This is a genomic window from Pseudoalteromonas sp. 78C3, assembly GCF_002836695.1.
Taxonomy (GTDB): domain Bacteria; phylum Pseudomonadota; class Gammaproteobacteria; order Enterobacterales; family Alteromonadaceae; genus Pseudoalteromonas; species Pseudoalteromonas arctica.
Window position 1 is genome coordinate 29,905 of record NZ_PJAV01000124.1, and the last position, 21,601, is coordinate 51,505.

Genomic DNA, 21,601 nt, shown 5'->3' on the forward strand with positions numbered 1-21,601 from the left:
TACTTATTTTGCAAGTAATCTTTTCGGGTAGCATAAAAAAAAATTTCTACCACTTTTTTGTTGATTTTTTATTTTTGAATTTTTCTTCTAAACCTGTACTTGAGTCCAGTATCTATGTGCTTTTTTTGTTCTACCTTTAACTTATTAGATTGTTATTTTAAAAAGTTTGAGGGTACCTAAATGGAAGCAAATCAACTTGTAGTTATTGATATTCAGGGTTCGGCGGGTGTTGTGTTAGATGATGGATCGGTAAGAGCCTTAAACGTGGGTGACATTATTACCGTAGGTGATTTAGTTGTTACTGCTATTAAGTCGTCGTTACAAATAGATGTGCAAGGTGAAACCTTATCTATACCCGCAAATCAAAAGGTAAAAATAACACCAGACCTATTAGCTAAAGAAGCAAGAGACGCTAGCGAAACAACTGTTTTTGATGAAAGTTTAGATGAAGCAATCGCAAGCTTAGGTACAGAACAAGACTCATCAACAGCAGCTAATTCAGACGTTACAGATTTTTTAGATGCATTAGAAGGTGATGGAGACCTTTTAGATAGCTTAGAAGCAACAGCTGCTGGTGGCGGCAACGCTGCTGGTGCAGATGGAGGCAGTTCGTTTGTACAGTTAATCCGAATTTCTGAAAGTGTTGATCCTAGTAGTGTTACTTTTGATTCATCTTTTGATCAAAGCGCTACTGAAGCTTTTAATTTAAGAGATACCTCTGATGGTATTGTGCCTGACGCAACTTCAGCTTCTATTTCACTTAATGAGCTGGGTGTTACCAATTCATCACAACCAACAATTACTGGTACGAGCGAAAACTTAATTGGCGAAACAGTTAATGTAACGGTAACTGATGTTGATGGAAATTCTCAAGTAGTTAGTGTTGTGATTGGCCCTGATGGTACCTTTGAAATAACCCTACCAACTCCAGTTGCGGATGGCCCTGTGACCGTTGTTGTTGAAGCAACAGATCCTGTTGGCAACCCTATAAACGACACTATTTCTATAGAAATTGATACAACACCTCCACTTATTGCTATTGATCCTGTTGCCGATTCTGCTTCGCAAACAGTGACAGTAACAGGGACTGTATCTGGGTTGAACACTGGGGATAATGTGTCAGTCACGTTAACGGATAGTGCAGGTACGGTACAAACAATTGTTACTCAGGTTGATGCGCTAGGAAATTGGGTTATTACTACTACCTCACCTTTATCTGAAGGAGAGTTTAACGTAAGCGCAGTGGCGATTGATGCCGCTGGAAATCAAGCTGTAGATCAAGCTTTAGCGAATGTAGATTTAACTGCTCCGGTAATCACAGTAAATGTAACTGATGAAACAAATAACGCGACACCACCACTTGTTGGAACAACAAATGGGGTTCCTGAAGGCACGCAAGTAACAATTACTGTTACAGATAGTGCAGGACAAATACAAACATTAACAGCAGTTACTCAAGCCGATGGAAGCTGGAGTGTAGAAGTTGGGACTCCTTTGCCTGAAGGTGATTTTACGGTTGATGCACAAGTAAGCGACAGTGTAGGAAACTTAGCATTAGCAAGTGATTCAGGAGTAGTTGATTTAACGGCGCCTACGGTACAAATTAATAATATTAACGACACTCAAGACACCACGCCAACTATTACAGGTAACGCGCAAGATGTACCTGCTGGCTCTATTATTAGTGTGGTTATTACCGATTTTGATGGTCAAACTCAAACATTATTAACCCAAACTAACGCTGATGGGGATTGGTCTATCGACGTAACTACGCCATTGGCTGAAGGGCAGTTTGAGGTTGATGCAAGTGTAAGTGATGCTGCAGGTAATCAAGCCCAAGCAAATAACCAAGGTGTTGTTGATTTAACAAACCCAGATATTACCGTTACCGCAATTGCTGATACTAACGATACTACACCAACATTTTTAGGTAGGGTGGAAGACGCTCCAGCGGGCTCTGTAATTACAGTATTAGTAACCGATATTAACGGTAGCGTACAAACTTTAACTACTTTATTAAATGAAGATGGCACATGGAGTGTTGATGCTAATGAAATCTTGCCAGGTGGTGAGTTTACCGCAACTGCGTCAGTAACCGATGTAGCAGGTAATGAGGCTACTGCGCAAACAAACGGCGAAATAACGTTTGCTTCTATTTCAATTCAAATCGATGCAATTGCTAATACTAACGATACCACTCCATTTTTAAGTGGTAACACCGGTAATGTGCCTGCAGGTACAACCATTACTTTAACTATTACGGCAAGCGATGGGAGTACATTTACATTACTTGCAGTGACGCAAGAAGATGGTTCGTGGTCTGCACAAGTAACAACTCCTCTGCCTGAGGGCGACTTTACTGTAGTTGCAGCGGTTATAGATGACTCGGGCAATGAGGCGCAAGCAAGTGCAGTAGGTAATGTTGATTTAACTATAAGCATTAATTTTATTATTGATACTAACGATACAACACCAACAATTAGCGGCTCTACACAAGACGTAGAACCTGGTGCGTTAGTAACCGTTACATTTACAGGAAGCGATGGCGTAGCAGAAACCGTGCAAGTAGTTACTGGTGCTGACGGAAGCTGGTCAGTTGAGGCAAGTAATGAATTAGTTGAAGGCCAGTTTAATGTGGTTGCAACTGTAACTGATGCTGCGGGTAATACAGCTTCTGCAAGCGAAACTGGAGAAATTGATTTAACAGATCCTGCAATCACGATTAATCCTATTGAGGATACGAATGATGTAACTCCATCAGTAAGTGGTAACGTAATTGATGTACCAGCAGGAACAGAAGTTACCTTAGTAATAACTGACAGTGAAGGCAATGAACAAACACTCACAACACTTACAAATGCCGATGGTACATATACAGCGGATATTATTGCAGATCTCAGTGAAGGGGATTTCACAGTAACAGCGAGTGTTAGTGATACTGCTGGCAATAGCAGTACTGCAACTGTTACAGGTACGGTTGATTTAACCGCACCAAGTGTGACTATTAACAATATTGCAGATACAAACGATACAACACCTACTCTTACCGGCTCTACCCAAGGATTAGCATCGGGCAGTGAAGTAACTTTAATTGTTACCGATAGTCTAGGAGCTGAGCAACAGTTAGTTACTACTATAAGTGCGGATGGTACTTGGAGTATTGAGATTCCAACTGCTTTAAGTGAGGGGGATTTTACAGTAACAGCTAATGTATCTGATAATGCGGGTAACGCAGCTCAAGATTCACAATTAGGCACAGTTGATACCACCCCTCCTTTAGTTGCAATAAATGACTTTGCTGATTCAAACGATACAACACCTACATTTAGCGGAACAACGAGTGATGTAGCTCCGGGTAGCCTTGTTAGTGTTTTAGTTACTGATGCAAATGGTGAGTCTCAAACATTGACGGCGGTTGTGTCAGAAGATGGAACTTGGCAAGTAGGTGCAACTCAAGCTATTGCTGAAGGCGACTTTACAATTACGGCAACAGTAACAGACGCTGCAGGTAATGAAGCAAGCGATACCGGTACTGGAACAATTGATTTATCAGCTCCAATTATAGCAATTAATGCAATCCCAGATAGCGCCGATACTACTCCAACAATTTCAGGTTCCGTACAAAATGTACCAGCCGGAACAACGGTTACGTTAACATTGACGGACGCTGGTGGTAATACACAAACAATTACAACACAAACGTTAGCTGATGGTACCTGGACAGCTGATGCTATTAATGAGTTAGTTGAAGGTGACTTTGGCGTTAATGCCATCGTTAGCGATGAGGCAGGTAATCAAAGTGAAACTTCAGCACAAGGAACTATCGATAATACCGCACCAACTATTACGATTGATGCACTCGCTGATAGCAATGATACAACACCGACAATTTCTGGCACTGCAACGGGCGAGCCAGAGGGCACCGTTGTTACTATTACCGTGACTGATGAAGCAGGTAACCCACAAACCATCACTACAGAAGTACTCGCTGACGGCACTTTCACTGTTGATGTACCAGATGAATTAAGCGAAGGCGAATACAGCGTAGACGTATCAATCACTGATACTGCTGGTAACGAAAGTACAGAAGTAACAACGGGTACTATTGATACCTCAGCTCCTGTTATTACGATTGATGCACTGGCAGATAGCAACGACACCACACCGACAATTTCTGGCACAGCAACAGGTGAGCCAGAGGGCACAGTTGTTACTATTACGGTAACTGATGACGCTGGTAATCCACAAATAATTACTACTGAAGTACAAGCCGATGGCACCTTTAGTGTTGATGTGCTGAACGAATTAAGTGAAGGTGAATTTACTGTTGAGGTATCGGTTACAGATACTGCGGGCAATGAAACCACAGTAACTACGGCTGGCGAGGTTGATACTTTAGCACCGGTGATCACGATAGATGCACTGGCTGATAGTAACGACACCACCCCAACTATTTCAGGCACCGCAACGGGGGAGCCAGAGGGCACGGTTGTTACTATTACAGTTACTGATGAAGCAGGTAACCCACAAATCATTACCACTGAAGTACAAGCCGATGGCACCTTCAGTGTTGATGTACCAAACGAATTAAGTGAAGGTGAGTTTACTGTTGAGGTATCGGTTACCGACACTTCAGGTAATGAAACCACAGCAACTACGACTGGAGAAGTTGATACCGCTGCGCCATCAGTGATTATTGACCCTGTAGGTGATACTAATAATAACACCCCAACAATTTCAGGCACCGCAACGGGTGAGCCAGAAGGCACATTAGTTACAATTACGGTAACTGATGAAGCAGGTAATCCACAAATAATCATCACTGAAGTACAAGCCGATGGCACCTTTAGTGTGGATGTACCAAATGAATTAAGTGAAGGCGAATTTACTGTTGAAGTATCGGTTACCGATACCGCAGGTAATGAAACCACAGCAACTACGACTGGAGAAGTTGATACTTCAGCACCGGTGATCACGATAGATGCACTGGCTGATAGTAACGACACCACCCCAACTATTTCAGGCACCGCAACGGGGGAGCCAGAGGGCACGGTTGTTACTATTACAGTTACTGATGACGCTGGTAACCCACAAATAATCACCACTGAAGTACAAGCCGATGGTACCTTCAGTGTAGATGTGCCGAACGAATTAAGTGAGGGTGAATTTACCGTTGAAGTATCGGTTACCGATACCGCAGGTAATGAAACCACAGCAACAACAACGGGAGAAGTTGATACCACAGCGCCAATAGTTACTATTAATGCACTAGGCGATACGAGTGATACAACACCGACCATTTCAGGCACGGTTAGCGGTGAGCCAGCTGGTTCAACCGTAACTTTAACAGTGACCGATGCTAACGGTATAGTACAAATAATTACAGCAGAAGTAATTGCAGATGGAAGTTGGACTGTAGAAGTGTCCGCGGCTTTAGCTGAAGGAAGCTACTCTGTAGATGCAAGTATTAGTGATAGCGCTGGTAATGAAGGCACAGCAAGTGCTTCAGGCACAATTGATACAAGCGCATTGACCATTACCATTGATATTATTGGCGAAACTAACGATCAAACACCTCAAATAAATGGTGATACTTTTAATGCACAAGCTGGCTCTCAAGTTGAAGTTCAGATCACTGACTCAGCGGGTGCAATAATTACTTTAACCACAGTTGTTGATGAAAACGGTCTTTGGAGTGTTACTCCGCCTGCAAATTTAGCTGAGGGCACTATTTTAATTAGTGCAACAGTAACAGACATAGGTGGTGGAACGGCTAATGCAGAGCTTGATGCTGTAATTGATATTACGCCTCCAACCATACAAGTAAATGAACTAGAAACAAGTAATGATACAACACCGGTTATTTCTGGTAACACAACTGACGTAGTTGCAGGCACGGTTATAAATTTAACGGTTACTGATTCTCAAGGGGTTGTTCGCACATTTAGCACAACAACAGATGCCGATGGTAATTGGAGTGTTGAACTTTCTCAAGAGTTGGCCTCGGGCGATTATTCTGTAGAAGCTGAAGTATCTGATGCTGCTGGAAATAGTGCTTCAGATACGGCTACAGGCAACATAGATATATCAGGGCCTAGCTTAACCGTTAACTTTGATACTGTAACTAATGACTCAACACCTACCATTTCAGGCACTAGTGATGCAGACGTTGGTACCAGCATCACGGTTGTTATTACCGATGAAAACGGGGTTGAACAAACACTTACCACCACAGTAGATACAAATGGTAACTGGGAAGTGACTCCACAAACAGATTTAAATGAAGGTGATAACACCATAGAAGTGAGTGTGTCTGATGAAGCAGGAAATACGACAACAGTTACAGATACAATTACGTTAGACACGCAAGCGCCAACGCTCACCATTCAAAACGTGGGCGATGTCAGCGACTTAACACCTGAGCTGCAAGGCACCAGTAATGAAATTGGTGGCACCGTAACACTCACCATCACCGACAGCGAAGGTGCTGTGCAAACCATTGAGACCGTTGTAGGCAGCGATGGTCACTGGGCAATCGAAGTGTCAACAGCCCTTGCGCAAGGTGACTTTAGCGTTGTTGCCAGCATCACTGATGCTGCAGGCAACGACACCACTGCCAACAGCAGTGGTAATGTAGATACTATTACACCCGTTATCACCGTTGATGCACTGGGTTTAGGCAACGACAGCACCCCAGTTGTTAGTGGTACCTCAACAGAGCCTGAAGGCACCGTTGTGAATATTGTTATCACAGACAGTAACGGCGATGAAACACCAATTACAGCCACAGTCGATGCGAACGGCAACTGGCAAGCAATCAGCCCTGAATTACCAGAGGGCAGCTACAACGTGCAAGCCAGCATTACCGATGCCGCAGGTAACACCGATAGTGCCGTGCAATCGGGCAACCTAGATACTTTAGCGCCGACACTGACGTTAGACACAGTCGGTGCAACCAACGATAGCACCCCGACTATCAGCGGAAGCAGCAATGCGCCAGCGGGCACAGTGATAAACATCAGTGTAAGCGACGGCACCACAACAGAAACGTTTACCGCAACAGTGCAAGCCGATGGCAGCTGGTCAGCAGATGTACCGAATGCACTGAGCGATGGTGAGCTCACCATTGAAGCTAGCGTTAGTGATAACGCCGGTAATACCACTACATTAAGTGAAACCGCAACACTCAACACCACGGCCCCAAGCATTAGTATTAATGCATTGGTTGATACCAACGACACCACCCCAACCATTAATGGTACAAGCGATGCGGCAGATGGCACCACCATTAGTTTAACGTTTGAAGACAGTGCAGGGAATATTACGACTGTTGATACGACCGTAACGGGTGGTGTATGGAGCGTCGATGCACCAACTGATTTAGCCGAAGGTGAATATACTGTCACCGCAGAGGTAGACGATGGTCTAGGTAATATCGGCAGCGCCACCGAAACAGGCGAGATTGACTTAACCGCACCAAGCCTTGTTATCACCGACAACGGTGTAGGCAACGACACCACGCCAACGATTGCAGGTACCAGCGATGCACCGCAAGGCAGTGAAGTAACCATTGTTGTCACCGACAGCAACGGCGCAGCGCAAACAATAAATGCCACCGTGCTTGCTAATGGTACGTGGTCAATTCCTGTACCGGTAGCACTTGCAGAAGGTGCATACACCGTAAGCGCAAGCGTGAGCGATGTCGCTGGCAACGAAGCCACCGCCACAGGCGCTGGTGAAATAGATACCATTGCACCGACCCTTGTACTTACCAGCCCTGGTTCAAGTAATGACATCACCCCGATATTTAGCGGAACAAGCGATGCGGTTGAAGGCACGGTTATTAACTTCACCGTAGTGGACGATCAAGGTAATACACAAACCTTTACGACCACTGTGGATGCCGATGGCAACTTCTCTATAGAAGTACCGACTGCACTGGCAGAAGGGCCATACACGATCACCGCCAACATCAGCGATGCAGCAGGTAACAGCACCAATATTACCGGCAACGGCACCATTGATACCACAGCACCAAGTGTGAGTGTAGATGCGCCAGTATTAACAAACGACAGCACGCCCACGGTTACGGGCACCAGTGATGCACCTAACAGCACCATCACGGTTACGTTTACAGATGCAGCAAATGCCACTCAAAGCATTGATGTACAAACAGATACTAACGGTAACTGGAGTGCGACACCAACAGGTACATTAGCTGAAGGGAACTACAGCGTCAGCGCCAGCATCACCGATGCCGCAGGCAACACAGGTACAGGTACAGATACAGGCGAAGTAGATATAACACCGCCAGATTTAGCGTTTACACCTACCTTCTTATTGGGTTCATTAGTGTTATTAAACGGCACCTCTGATTTACCGGCTGGCAGTGAAATTACCATTACTGAGCAACTTGTTGGCGGCGGTGTGGGCGTAAGTTACACCACAACCACTGACGCCAATGGTAACTGGTCACTGACTGGTATTGATATCTCATTACTGAACTTAGGCTCCGTGATCGCAACAGCGACCGATGCCGCAGGTAATACCCGTACAATTAGCTCAGATGACTTCGATAATATACCGCCGACACTTACTGTTGATGTTGCAGCACAAAGCGACAGCAACACGCCAATCATAAGCGGCACAAGCGATGCAGGTGAGGGTGCACAAGTGACTATCGTGGTTACTGATAGCGCAGGCAACCCGCAAACTATCACCGCCCTTGTGGATGCAAACGGTGATTGGAGCGCCACACCAGCGACACCATTAAGTGAAGGTGAAAGCACCATTGAAGTAAGTGTAAGCGACAGTGTTGGCAACGAAACTACAGTGAGTGACATCACCACTATCGACACGCAAGCGCCACTACTCACCATTCAAAACGTAGGCGATGTCAGCGACTTAACACCAGAGCTTCAGGGCACCAGTAATGAAATTGGTGGCACCGTAACACTCACCATCACCGACAGCGAAGGTGCTGTGCAAACCCTTGAGACCCTAGTTGGCAGCGATGGTCACTGGAATATTGAAATTCCAGGTGCCCTTGCACAAGGTGACTTTAGCGTTGTTGCCAGCATTACTGATGCTGCAGGCAACGAGAGCACCGCGAGCAGCAGTGGCAACGTGGATACCATCACCCCGGTTGTGAGCGTGGATGCACTGGGCCTTGGCAATGACAGCACCCCAGTGATTAGTGGTACCTCAACAGAGCCTGCAGGCACGGTTATAAACATTGTTATTACCGACAGTAACGGTGATGAACACCCAATCACCGCTACTGTGGATGCAAACGGCGATTGGCAAGCAACCAGCCCTGAATTACCAGATGGAAGCTACAACGTGCAAGCCAGCATTACCGATGCCGCAGGTAACACCGATAGTGCCGTGCAATCGGGCAACCTAGATACTTTAGCGCCGACACTGACGTTAGACACAGTCGGTGCAACCAACGATAGCACCCCGACTATCAGCGGAAGCAGCAATGCGCCAGCGGGCACAGTGATAAACATCAGTGTAAGCGACGGCACCACAACAGAAACGTTTACCGCAACAGTGCAAGCCGATGGCAGCTGGTCAGCAGATGTACCGAATGCACTGAGCGATGGTGAGCTCACCATTGAAGCTAGCGTTAGTGATAACGCCGGTAATACCACTACATTAAGTGAAACCGCAACACTCAACACCACGGCCCCAAGCATTAGTATTAATGCATTGGTTGATACCAACGACACCACCCCAACCATTAATGGTACAAGCGATGCGGCAGATGGCACCACCATTAGTTTAACGTTTGAAGACAGTGCAGGGAATATTACGACTGTTGATACGACCGTAACGGGTGGTGTATGGAGCGTCGATGCACCAACTGATTTAGCCGAAGGCGAATATACTGTTACCGCACAGGTAGACGATGGCCTAGGTAATATCGGCAGCGCCACCGAAACAGGCGAGATTGACTTAACCGCACCAAGCCTTGTTATTGTAGACAATGGTGTTAGCAATGACACGACACCGACCATCTCGGGTACAAGCGATGCGCCACAAGGCAGTGAAGTCACTATTATTGTGACAGACAGTGCCGGTGCACAGCAAACCATTACCGCGACAGTTGGCGGAAGTGGCGCGTGGTCAGTCCCTGTTACGACAGCCCTTGCAGAAGGTAACTTCACCGTAAGCGCAAGCGTGAGCGATGCCGCTGGCAACGAAGCCAACGGCACAGGCGCAGGAGAGGTGGATACAATTGCTCCGACCCTTGTACTTACCAGCCCTGGTTCAAGTAATGACATCACCCCGACATTTAGCGGCACAAGCGATGCGGTTGAAGGCACGGTTATTAACTTCACCGTAGTGGATGATTTTGGTAGCTCACAAACGTTCACCACCACTGTGGATGCTGATGGCAACTTCTCAGTGGAAGTACCGACTGCACTGGCCGAAGGGCCGTACACGATCACCGCCAATATCAGCGATGTGGCAGGTAACAGCACCGATATTACAGGCAACGGCACCATTGATACCGCTGCACCAAGTGTGAGTGTGGATGCGCCAGTACTCACCAACGACACCACACCAACAGTGACTGGCACCAGTGATGCACCTAATAGCACTATCACAGTGACGTTTACCGATGCAGCGAATACCACACAAAGCATTGATGTACAAACCGATGCAAGTGGTAACTGGAGTGCAACACCAACAGGCACATTAGCTGAAGGGAACTACAGCGTCAGCGCCAGCATCACTGATGCTGCAGGCAACACTGGCACCGGCACGGACAGTGGCGAAGTAGACGTAACCCCGCCAGCACTTGCCTTTACACCAACGTTTGAACTTGGTTTATTAATTACCCTAAGCGGTACGTCTGACTTGCCTATTGGCAGTGAAATTACCATTACCGAGCAACTTGTTAATGGTGGTATTGGTGCAACATATACCACTACAACGGATGCAGGTGGCAACTGGTCATTAGTGGGTTTGGATGTATCATTGCTGGATGTGGGCTCAGTGATCGCCACAGCGACCGATGCCGCAGGTAACACGCGTACAATTAGCTCAGACGACTTTGATAACACACCACCAACGCTTACTCTTGAGGTTGACGCACAAAGCGACAGCAACACGCCAATCATAAGCGGCACAAGTGACGCAGGTGAGGGTGCGCAAGTGACCATAGTGGTTACTGATAGCGCAGGCAACCCACAAACCATCACCGCACTTGTGGATGCAAACGGTGATTGGAGTGCCACACCAGCGACACCATTAAGTGAAGGTCAAAGCACCATTGAAGTAAGTGTGCGCGATAGTGTCGGCAACGAAACCACCGCGAGTGATACCACCACCATCGACACGCAAGCGCCACTACTCACCATTCAAAACGTGGGCGATGTTAGCGATTTAACACCTGAGCTGCAGGGCACCAGTAATGAAATTGGTGGCACTGTTACACTCACCATCACCGATAGCGAAGGCACTGAGCAAATCTTCACCACCACCGTTGAAAGTGATGGCCACTGGAACATTGAAATTCCAAGTGCGCTTGCGCAAGGTGACTTTAGCGTTGTTGCCAGCATTACCGATGCGGCAGGCAATGAGAGCACAGCAAACAGCGGTGGTAATGTGGATACTATTACGCCAATCGTCACCGTTGATGCACTGGGCCTTGGCAACGACAGCACTCCAGTGATTAGTGGTACTTCAACAGAGCCTGAAGGCACGGTTGTAAACATTGTTATTACTGACAGCAACGGTGATGAGCACCCAATCACCGCTACTGTGGATGCAAACGGTGATTGGCAAGCAACCAGCCCTGAATTACCAGATGGAAGCTACAACGTACAAGCCAGTATCACCGATGATGCAGGCAACACCGGCGGCGCAGTTCAATCAGGCACCCTTGATACCTTAGCGCCAACATTGACGTTAGACACCGTCGGCGCCACCAACGACAGCACGCCAACAATTAGCGGGACATCGAACGCGCCAGTAGGCACGGTTATAACGATTAACGTCACGGATGCAAATAATACAGAAACGTTCACTGCAACAGTGCAAGCAGATGGCAGCTGGTCAGCGGATGTACCGAACGCGCTAACTGATGGTCCACTCACTATCGAAGCAAGCGTCAGTGACAGTGCAGGCAACACCACCACGTTAAGTGAAGGCGCAACATTAGATACCAACGCACCGAGTATTAATATTGATGCATTAATGGATACAAATGATACAACGCCGAATGTGAGCGGTACCAGCAGTGCAGCAAATGGCACTATTATCACCGTCAGTTTCACGGACAGTAATGACATAACAAACACGGTACAAACAACTGTTACAGACGGTATCTGGAGTGTTGAAGCTCCTGTTGACTTAGCTGAAGGCAGTTATGAAGTTGAAGCGAGTGTTACAGATGGAAGCGGCAATACAAGTACAGCAACAGAAAATGGCGTAGTGGATACGACCATTCCTAATATTGCCGTAAATGATGTAACCGTGACTGATGACACAACACCTACGATCACCGGCACAGCGAATGCGCCACAAGGCAGCACCGTGAGCGTTGAAATCACCGACAGTAATAATATTACTCATACCGTAACGACCACATTAGGGGTTAATGGCACATGGAGCGTAGCAGCCACGCAAGTACTGGCTGAAGGCACCTTTACACTGAGCGCCAGTGTGAGCGATGCCGCAGGCAACGAAGCCACTGCCACAGGCACTGGTGAAATAGATACCATTGCACCGACACTTGTACTTACCAGTCCAGGCTCAAGTAGTGACATCACCCCAACACTCAGCGGAACAAGCGATGCGGTTGAAGGCACGGTTATTAACTTCACCGTTGTGGATGATTTAGGTAGCTCACAAACGTTCACCACCACTGTGGATGCCGATGGCAACTTCTCTATAGAAGTACCGACTGCACTGGCAGAAGGGCCGTACACGATCACCGCTAACATCAGCGATGTGGCAGGTAACAGCACCAACATTACAGGCAACGGCACCATTGATACCACAGCACCAAGTGTGAGTGTAGATGCGCCAGTATTAACAAATGACAGCACGCCAACAGTGACAGGCACCAGTGATGCACCTAATAGCACCATTACCGTTACGTTTACAGATGCAGCGAATGCTACTCAAAGCATTGATGTACAAACCGATGCTAATGGTAACTGGAGTGCGACACCAACAGGTACATTAGCTGAAGGTAATTACAGCGTCAGCGCCAGCATCACCGATGCCGCAGGCAACACAGGTACAGGTACATATACGGGCGAAGTAGACGTAACCCCGCCAGCACTTGCCTTTACACCAACGTTTGAGCTTGGTTTATTAATTACCCTAAGCGGCACCTCTGATTTGCCAGTAGCCAGTGAAATTACTATTACCGAGCAACTGGTAGGCGGTGGTATTGGTGCAACATATACCACTACAACAGATGCGGATGGCAACTGGTCATTAGTCGGATTAGATGTATCATTACTTGATGTTGGCTCAGTGATCGCAACAGCGACCGATGCCGCAGGTAATACCCGTACAATTAGCTCAGACGACTTTGATAATACACCACCGACACTCACTGTTGATGTTGCAGCACAAAGCGACAGCAACACGCCAATCATAAGCGGTACAAGTGATGCGGGCGAGGGGGCACAAGTGACTATCGTAGTGACCGACAGCGCAGGCAACCCGCAAACCATCACCGCCCTTGTGGATGCAAACGGTGATTGGATCGCCACACCAGCGACACCATTAAGTGAAGGTCAAAGCACCATTGAAGTAAGTGTGCGCGACAGTGTCGGCAATGAAACCACCGTGAGTGACACCACGACTATCGACACGCAAGCGCCACTACTCACCATTCAAAACGTGGGCGATGTCAGCGATTTAACACCAGAGCTTCAGGGCACCAGTAATGAAATTGGTGGCACTGTTACACTCACCATCACCGATAGCGAAGGCATCAATCAAACCCTTAGCACTGTTGTAGGCAGCGATGGTCACTGGGCAATCGAAGTATCGACAGCCCTTGCACAAGGTGACTTTAGCGTTGTTGCCAGCATTACCGATGCCGCAGGCAACGAGAGTACCGCAAACAGCAGTGGTAATGTGGATACCATTACACCGGTTGTCACCGTTGATGCACTGGGTTTAGGCAACGACAGCACCCCAGTGATTAGTGGTACCTCAACAGAGCCTGCAGGCACGGTTATAAACATTGTTATTACTGACAGTAACGGTGATGAACACCCAATCACCGCTACTGTGGATGCAAACGGTGATTGGCAAGCAACTAGCCCTGAATTACCAGATGGAAGCTACACCGTACAAGCCAGTATCACCGATGATGCAGGCAACACAGGTGGCGCAGTTCAATCAGGCACTCTTGATACCTTAGCACCGACATTAACACTGGATACCGTGGGCGCCACGAATGACAGCACACCAACAATCAGCGGAAGCAGCAATGCGCCAGCGGGGACTGTTATTAGCATCAGCGTGAGCGATGGCACCACAACAGAAACGTTCACCGCGACAGTACAAGCCGATGGCAGTTGGTCAGCGGATGTACCGAACGCGCTAACTGATGGTCCACTCACTATCGAAGCAAGCGTAAGCGACAGCGCAGGCAACACCACTACATTAAGTGAAAACGCAACACTCAACACCACGGCGCCAAGCATCAGTATTAATGTACTGGTTGACACCAATGACACCACGCCAGAAATTCGCGGGACAAGTGATGCAGCTGATGGCACAACCATTAGCTTAACGTTTGAAGACAGTGCAGGGAATATTACGACTGTTGATACGACCGTAACGGGTGGTGTATGGAGCGTCGATGCACCAATTGATTTAGCCGAAGGTGAATATACTGTCACCGCACAGGTAGATGATGGACTGGGCAATATTGGCAGCGCCACAGAGACAGGTCAGATCGACCTAACAGGTCCGAGCCTTGTTATTACCAACAACGGTGTAGGCAACGACACCACGCCAACGATTGCAGGTACCAGCGATGCATCGCAAGGCAGTACGGTAACGGTTATCGTGACCGATAGCAGCGGTGCAGCGCAAACAATGAGCGCCACCGTACTTGCTAATGGTACGTGGTCAATTCCTGTACCGGCAGCCATTGCAGAAGGTGGATACACCATCAGCGCAAGCGTGAGCGATGCAGCAGGCAATGACACCACCGCTACAGGCACCGGCGAAGTAGACACCACCGCACCTACACTTGTACTTACCAGCCCAGGCTCAAGCAACGACATCACCCCGACACTGAGCGGCACAAGCGATGCGGTTGAAGGTACCGTTATTAACTTCACGGTTGTGGACGATTTAGGTAATACACAAACGTTCACCACCACGGTTGATGCAGACGGCAACTTCTCTATAGAAGTACCGACTGCATTGGCAGAAGGACCATACACGATCACCGCCAACATCAGCGATGTGGCAGGAAACAGCACCGATATTACCGGCAACGGCACCATTGATACCACAGCACCAAGTGTGAGTGTAGATGCGCCAGTATTAACAAACGACAGCACACCAACAGTAACGGGTAGCAGTGATGCACCTAACAGTACCATCACCGTTACGTTTACCGACGCTGCCAATTCAGTTCAGACCATTGATGTACAAACGGATATCAACGGTAACTGGAGCGCGACACCAACGACTGATTTAGCCGAAGGGAACTACAGCGTCAGCGCCAGCATCACCGATGCTGCAGGCAATACAGGCACGGGTACAGACACTGGCGAAGTCGATATAACCGCTCCGGATCTTGAAATTATTCCATCGTTTTTATTAGGTAATTTAGTTTCTCTTTCGGGGGATTCTGATTTACCGGGAGGCTCTGTAATCACTATTACAGAGTACCTAGTTGGTGGGTTAGTTGGCGCAACTTATACAGCGACAACAAATCCTGATGGTACGTGGGGACTTGCAAACATAACAGTACCTTTACTAAGTCTTGCTTATGTAACTGCAACAGCAACTGATGCAGCAGGTAATATTGCATCAGTCAATACGCTTGATTTTGATAACGTAGCGCCAGAACTAACCGTTAGTGTTGATGCTTTATCGAATGATAGCACCCCAGTAATTAGCGGCACCACCGATATGGGGCAAGGCACTGTAATTGACGTGACTGTTACCGATAGTGCAGGGCAAAGCCAAGAGTTTACTGCGATTGTTCAAGCCGATGGCAGTTGGGCAGCAGATGTACCAGCAGAGCTAGCGCAAGGTCAATACACCGTTGTTGCAGAGGTTAGAGACAGTGTTGGTAATTTAACAACGCAGCAGACTCAAGGTGAAATAGATAGCGTTGCTCCTACATTAATTGTGAACGAAGTTAACGCGACAATAGATACAACCCCTACAATTTCAGGCACGAGTAATGAGATTGGTGCTGATGTAACCATCCTTATCGGCGGTCAAACACTAACAGCAACAGTGGGTGCTGATGGCAATTGGCAAGTAGATGTCCCCGTAGCACTTGTTGATGGTGATTATACGGCTCAAGTCAGTGTTACCGATGATGCTAATAATACCAGCAGCACGACTATTGATTTAACAATTGATACCCAAGTACCTGTTATTGTACTTAATGACATAACTGTATTTAACACTGAGACACCAGTTATAAATGGTACTTCAACTGAACCACAGGATACGGTGGTCGATATAGTTATTACAGATAGCAACGGTGATATACATACTTTAACCGCAATAGTTGATGCTAACGGCGATTGGCAAGTTACGGCGCCAAGTTTGCCTGATGGTAATTATGATGTAGAGGTAAGTATTACCGATGATGCTGGCAATCAAGGAGTGGATACAGGCTCGAGCTTTATTGATACTCAAGCACCAAGTATTACTATAAACGCATTAGGTACAATTAATGACAGCATGCCAACTATTTCAGGCACATCCAATGAACCTGAAAACACGAGTATTACAGTAACTGTGACCGATGCAGATAGTACCGAGACTTACACAACTGTTGTTGGTGCAGGTGGTGCTTGGACTGTAGATATTACAGATGCACTGACTGATGGTGAAGTTACAGTTTCTGCAAGTGTTACTGATGCCGCAGGGAATGAATCAGTTGCAAATAGTACCGCAATGTTAAATACCAATGCGCCTACAATTAATATTAATACAATTGTTGATACAAACGATCAAACACCAGCAATATCAGGCACAAGTAGTGCGGCAGATAACACAGAAATCACGGTTGTCATAACTGACGTTAATAACGTTTCACATACTGTAACTACAACTGTGGTAGGTGGGATCTGGAGTGTTGATGCGACAGATATTCTACCTGAAGGTGAATTTACTGTTTCGGTAAGTGTAACTGAAGGAGGCTTAACGAGTAATACAACAGGTAGCGGTGTTATCGATTTAACTCCACCAGCACTTAATATTACACCGCTTACAATTTCAAATGATACAACGCCAACAATTTCAGGCACAACTACAGCTCCACAAGGCGCCATAGTCGCTATTTTAATTACAGATAGCTTAGGTGCAGAGCAAACGGTTAATGCTACTGTTGGTGCAAATGGCACATGGTCAGTCGCTGCAAGTACAGAGTTGAGCGAGGGCACTTACACGGTTTTAGCTTCAACAACAGATACTGCAGGTAATCCTGTAAACACAAGTATTACAGGGGAAGTTGATATAACAGCACCTGTTGTGACTATTGACGATATTGTTGGAAGTACTGATCTAACTCCAAGTATTTCAGGGAACGTGACAGGTGCCAATGTGGGGGATGCAGTTGCTGTGGTATTTACCGATGCACTCGGGAATAAGCATACTGTAAATACAACTGTTCAAACGGGTGGTGTATGGTCTGTAGAGGCAACTAGCTCTCTATCACAAGGAGATTATTCAGTTGAAGTCTCTGTTACTGATAGCGCGGGTAATACCGGGGACGCAACAAATACAGCAACTATTGATACAATTGCTCCCAAAATTAGTATTGATCAAAGTTCATTAATACTTACCCAAGACAGCACGCCATTAATTAATGGCACATCAAACGAGCCAAATACAAACGTTGTAGTTACCTTTACTGATTCTGCTGGAGTTTCTCATCAAATGACCGTTCAAACCGATGGCAATGGAGACTGGCAAGCGGCTGCTAATAATATTTTAGCTGACGGTGTTTACAGTGTTAGTGCAACTATTAGCGATGCTGCGGGCAATACTTCGGTCGACAATAAAACCGGTGGTGAGGTTGATACCGTGGGACCAGAGCTAACAATTGTGCCTTCGTTCCTATTAGGTCAGTTGGTTTCTTTATCTGGCACATCTGATTTGGGCGAAGGTAAAACCGTTACGGTTACTCTAGAGCTTGCAGGTGATTTACTCGATTTAACATACGATGTAACCACAGATGCAAATGGTGATTGGGAGCTATTAGGCCTAGCAGTTAATGTTATTGGTCTATCAGTTGTTGAAGCCTCTGCAACTGATGAAGCGGGTAACACCACCACTATTACGACTGCAGATGTAGATGCTTCAACGCCGTTACTTAATGCGGTGGTTGACTTTGTAACTGGCGAGGGAGATTTACCAATAATTAGCGGTACGACCGACCAAGCCCCAGGCACCGAAGTGCTAGTTAGAGTGGTAGATAGCGAAAATGTAGTACAAGAGCTTACGGCTATAGTTCAAGCCGATAATACGTGGGCTGTACAGGTTCCTCAATCATTAGCTGAAGGTACATTTAGCGTAACAGTTGACGTGTTAAGTGAAGTCGGCATTACTACCACGCAACTACTTACCGGAGTGGTGGATACAATATCGCCAACACTTGGCTTACAGGTTATTGGCACAACATCAGACTCCACGCCAATCATCCAAGGTACCAGTGATTTAATTAACGGTGTTGTTGAAATACAACTTGATGGTGGCACTGTACTAACTACTACAGTTGATGCTTTGGGAATATTTACACTTGAAGTTGATGCATTATCTGAAGGGCAACACGTTGCTAATGTGAGTATTACAGACGAAGCAGGTAATGTAGTAACTGATACGCTTGAATTCGTCGTTGATACGCTAGTACCAGTAGTTGGAATTTTACCATTGAGCATTAGCGATACCGATTTATTAACTATTTCAGGCACATCGGAAGAAGCACCAGGTACAGATATTGACGTAACAGTGGTTGATAGTAACGGTAATGAAACAGTATTTGATGCTGTAGTTGGTAGCGACGGCACGTGGTCTTTAGTAACAACTAGCTTATCAGATGGTGTATATGATGTGTATGCGAGTATTACTGATGCCGCAGGTAATACTGGGCAGTCAGCCATTGAACAAGTAACTATAGACACCATTCCACCAGCGTTAGAAATAGATGCATTAGGTGTACTTAATTCCCTAACACCAACAATTACTGGCTCTAGCGATGAGGAAGTAGGGAGTTTAATTACTGTAAATATCACTGACTCAACAGCCGCAGTACAAACAGTTACTACTACTGTTTTAGGAGATGGTACTTGGTCTGTCATTGCTCCTTTATTACCTGAAGGAGAAATTACAGTTGAGGCCATAAGTACCGATAGCGCTGGTAATACAACCACTGTAAATCAAATAGGTACTGTCAGTACAACCCTGCCAAGTTTGTTGATAAACCCAATAATTGATACAAGCGATACAACACCTACCATTAGCGGCACAACAGATGTATTAAATGGCAATGTAGAAGTCGTTATTACTGATAGCAGTGGTACCGCAACAACCTATAACACCACGGCTATAGCAGGTATATGGAGTTTAATACCTACAGTACCGTTAGCAGAGGGTGCTTTTACAGTCGATGCCACTGTTGAAAACTTGTCACTTACGAGTAGTACAAGTCTTGATGGCATTGTTGATTTAACACCACCAACAGTTGAAGTTGATCAATTACCTGTAACCAATAACCCGCTACCGACGATAACAGGTATAAGTGATGCACCAGCAGGTACCAATGTGAGTGTTGTTATTACTGATGCTAATAACGATTCACAAACTATTACCGCTCAAGTTGCAGGCAATGGCACATGGTCAGTAACAGCTACCACCGCGCTCAGTGAAGGTAGCTTTAGTGCAACAGCATCAATAAGCGATACAGCGGGTAACTCTGCTAGCGATACTATGGTTTCAAGTACCGATTACACAGCGCCAATTGTGCTTATAGATCCTATTACGATAGGTCAAGAAACAACACCTACCATTACAGGCTCTGTAACTGGAAGCTTTGCAGGTGCGGCTGTAATAGTTATGTTTACCGATTCTGCAGGTGCCACTCACAATGTTCAAACAACAGTTGAGCCTGATGGAACTTGGAGCGTGACCTCTACAGAAGTACTTCCTGAGGGTAACTACAGCGTTGATGTAAGCATTGCTGATGGTGCAGGTAATATCGGAGAAGGATCAGCAAGCAGTGCCGTTGATTCAGGAATCACAATCGATTCAGGATTGGTACTAACTATAGATCAAAACCCAGTTATAACAGGTACAGCCGCTCCTGGTGAGTCTGTAACTGTTACCTTTAGTGGCGCTACAGAGGCAACGGAAACAGTAACTGCTGATGCATCTGGTGAGTGGAGCGTAACAGCTAATACTACCTTAGCTGATGGGGCTTATACTGTAACAGCGGTAGCAACTGATACATCAGGTAATACAACTTCAAGCGGTAGTATATCTGGATTGGTTATTGATACTACACCACCTATAGTAAATGATTTTGAAGTTGATTATTTACTCGGTGGTATTACAGGACTTATAAAAATAGCTGTTATAGGTTTTCATGGCACTACAGATGCAGAGCCTGGTACCACAGTTACTTTAGATAACTCGCTACTATTAGGTATAAGCGTTGGAAACGAAACAACGACAGTTCAAAGCGACGGAAGTTGGGCTTTCACAAGTGTGGATATAGATCTTTTAGCTTTACTAGGTAACGGCTTAAAAGATGTCAGAATTACATTTGAAGACGAAGCTGGTAATACCACAACTATTGATGGTGAAGGTACTGAAGTTGCTAGTATATCAACAGCAGGTTCAGCATCTAGCGACACAATCCCTGCATCATTTAGCGAAGAGTCGGCTCTAGGCGATACAATTCCTAATGAAGTTTCAAGCAGCAACGTATTAAGCACTGAAACAATTGATTTAGGTAACTTGAGTGGTCTATCAACACCTGAGCAAACGGTGCAAATGAGTTCGGCAGAACCGCTTAATATTAATGACGTAATCATTAGCGAAGATGCAGAGCAGCTTATAGCGCTAAATACACTGGTTGAAGACGAAGGCTCTGCAATTGCTTATACCCCAGCCCAAAGCGGGGGAAGCATTGATACAGCAGCACCTGCGGTTGATGTACAAAATCAATCGGAGGAAATGATTAAACACTTAATTGAAAGTAGTAATAATCAAACGGATATTTAATATTAATAGAGCCCTCTTAATTATTTATTAAGGGGGCTACATTATTAAGAAAATTGATATTATTTATAACGAAATTTAAGAATAAAGGACATTAAAAAAGCCTTATTGATAAATCAATGAGGCTTTTTTAATG

1 protein-coding gene is annotated in these 21,601 nt (G+C 46.1%); it reads left to right on the plus strand.

Annotation, left to right across the window (positions count from 1 at the left end; all coding sequences use genetic code 11):
• Window positions 1–180: 180 nt before the first annotated feature.
• Window positions 181–21,468: an Ig-like domain-containing protein gene (locus tag CXF76_RS05930; protein ID WP_101163259.1), complete on the plus strand. Its 21,288-nt coding sequence runs from the start codon at window positions 181–183 to the stop codon at window positions 21,466–21,468.
• The last annotated feature ends 133 nt before the right edge of the window (window positions 21,469–21,601 follow it).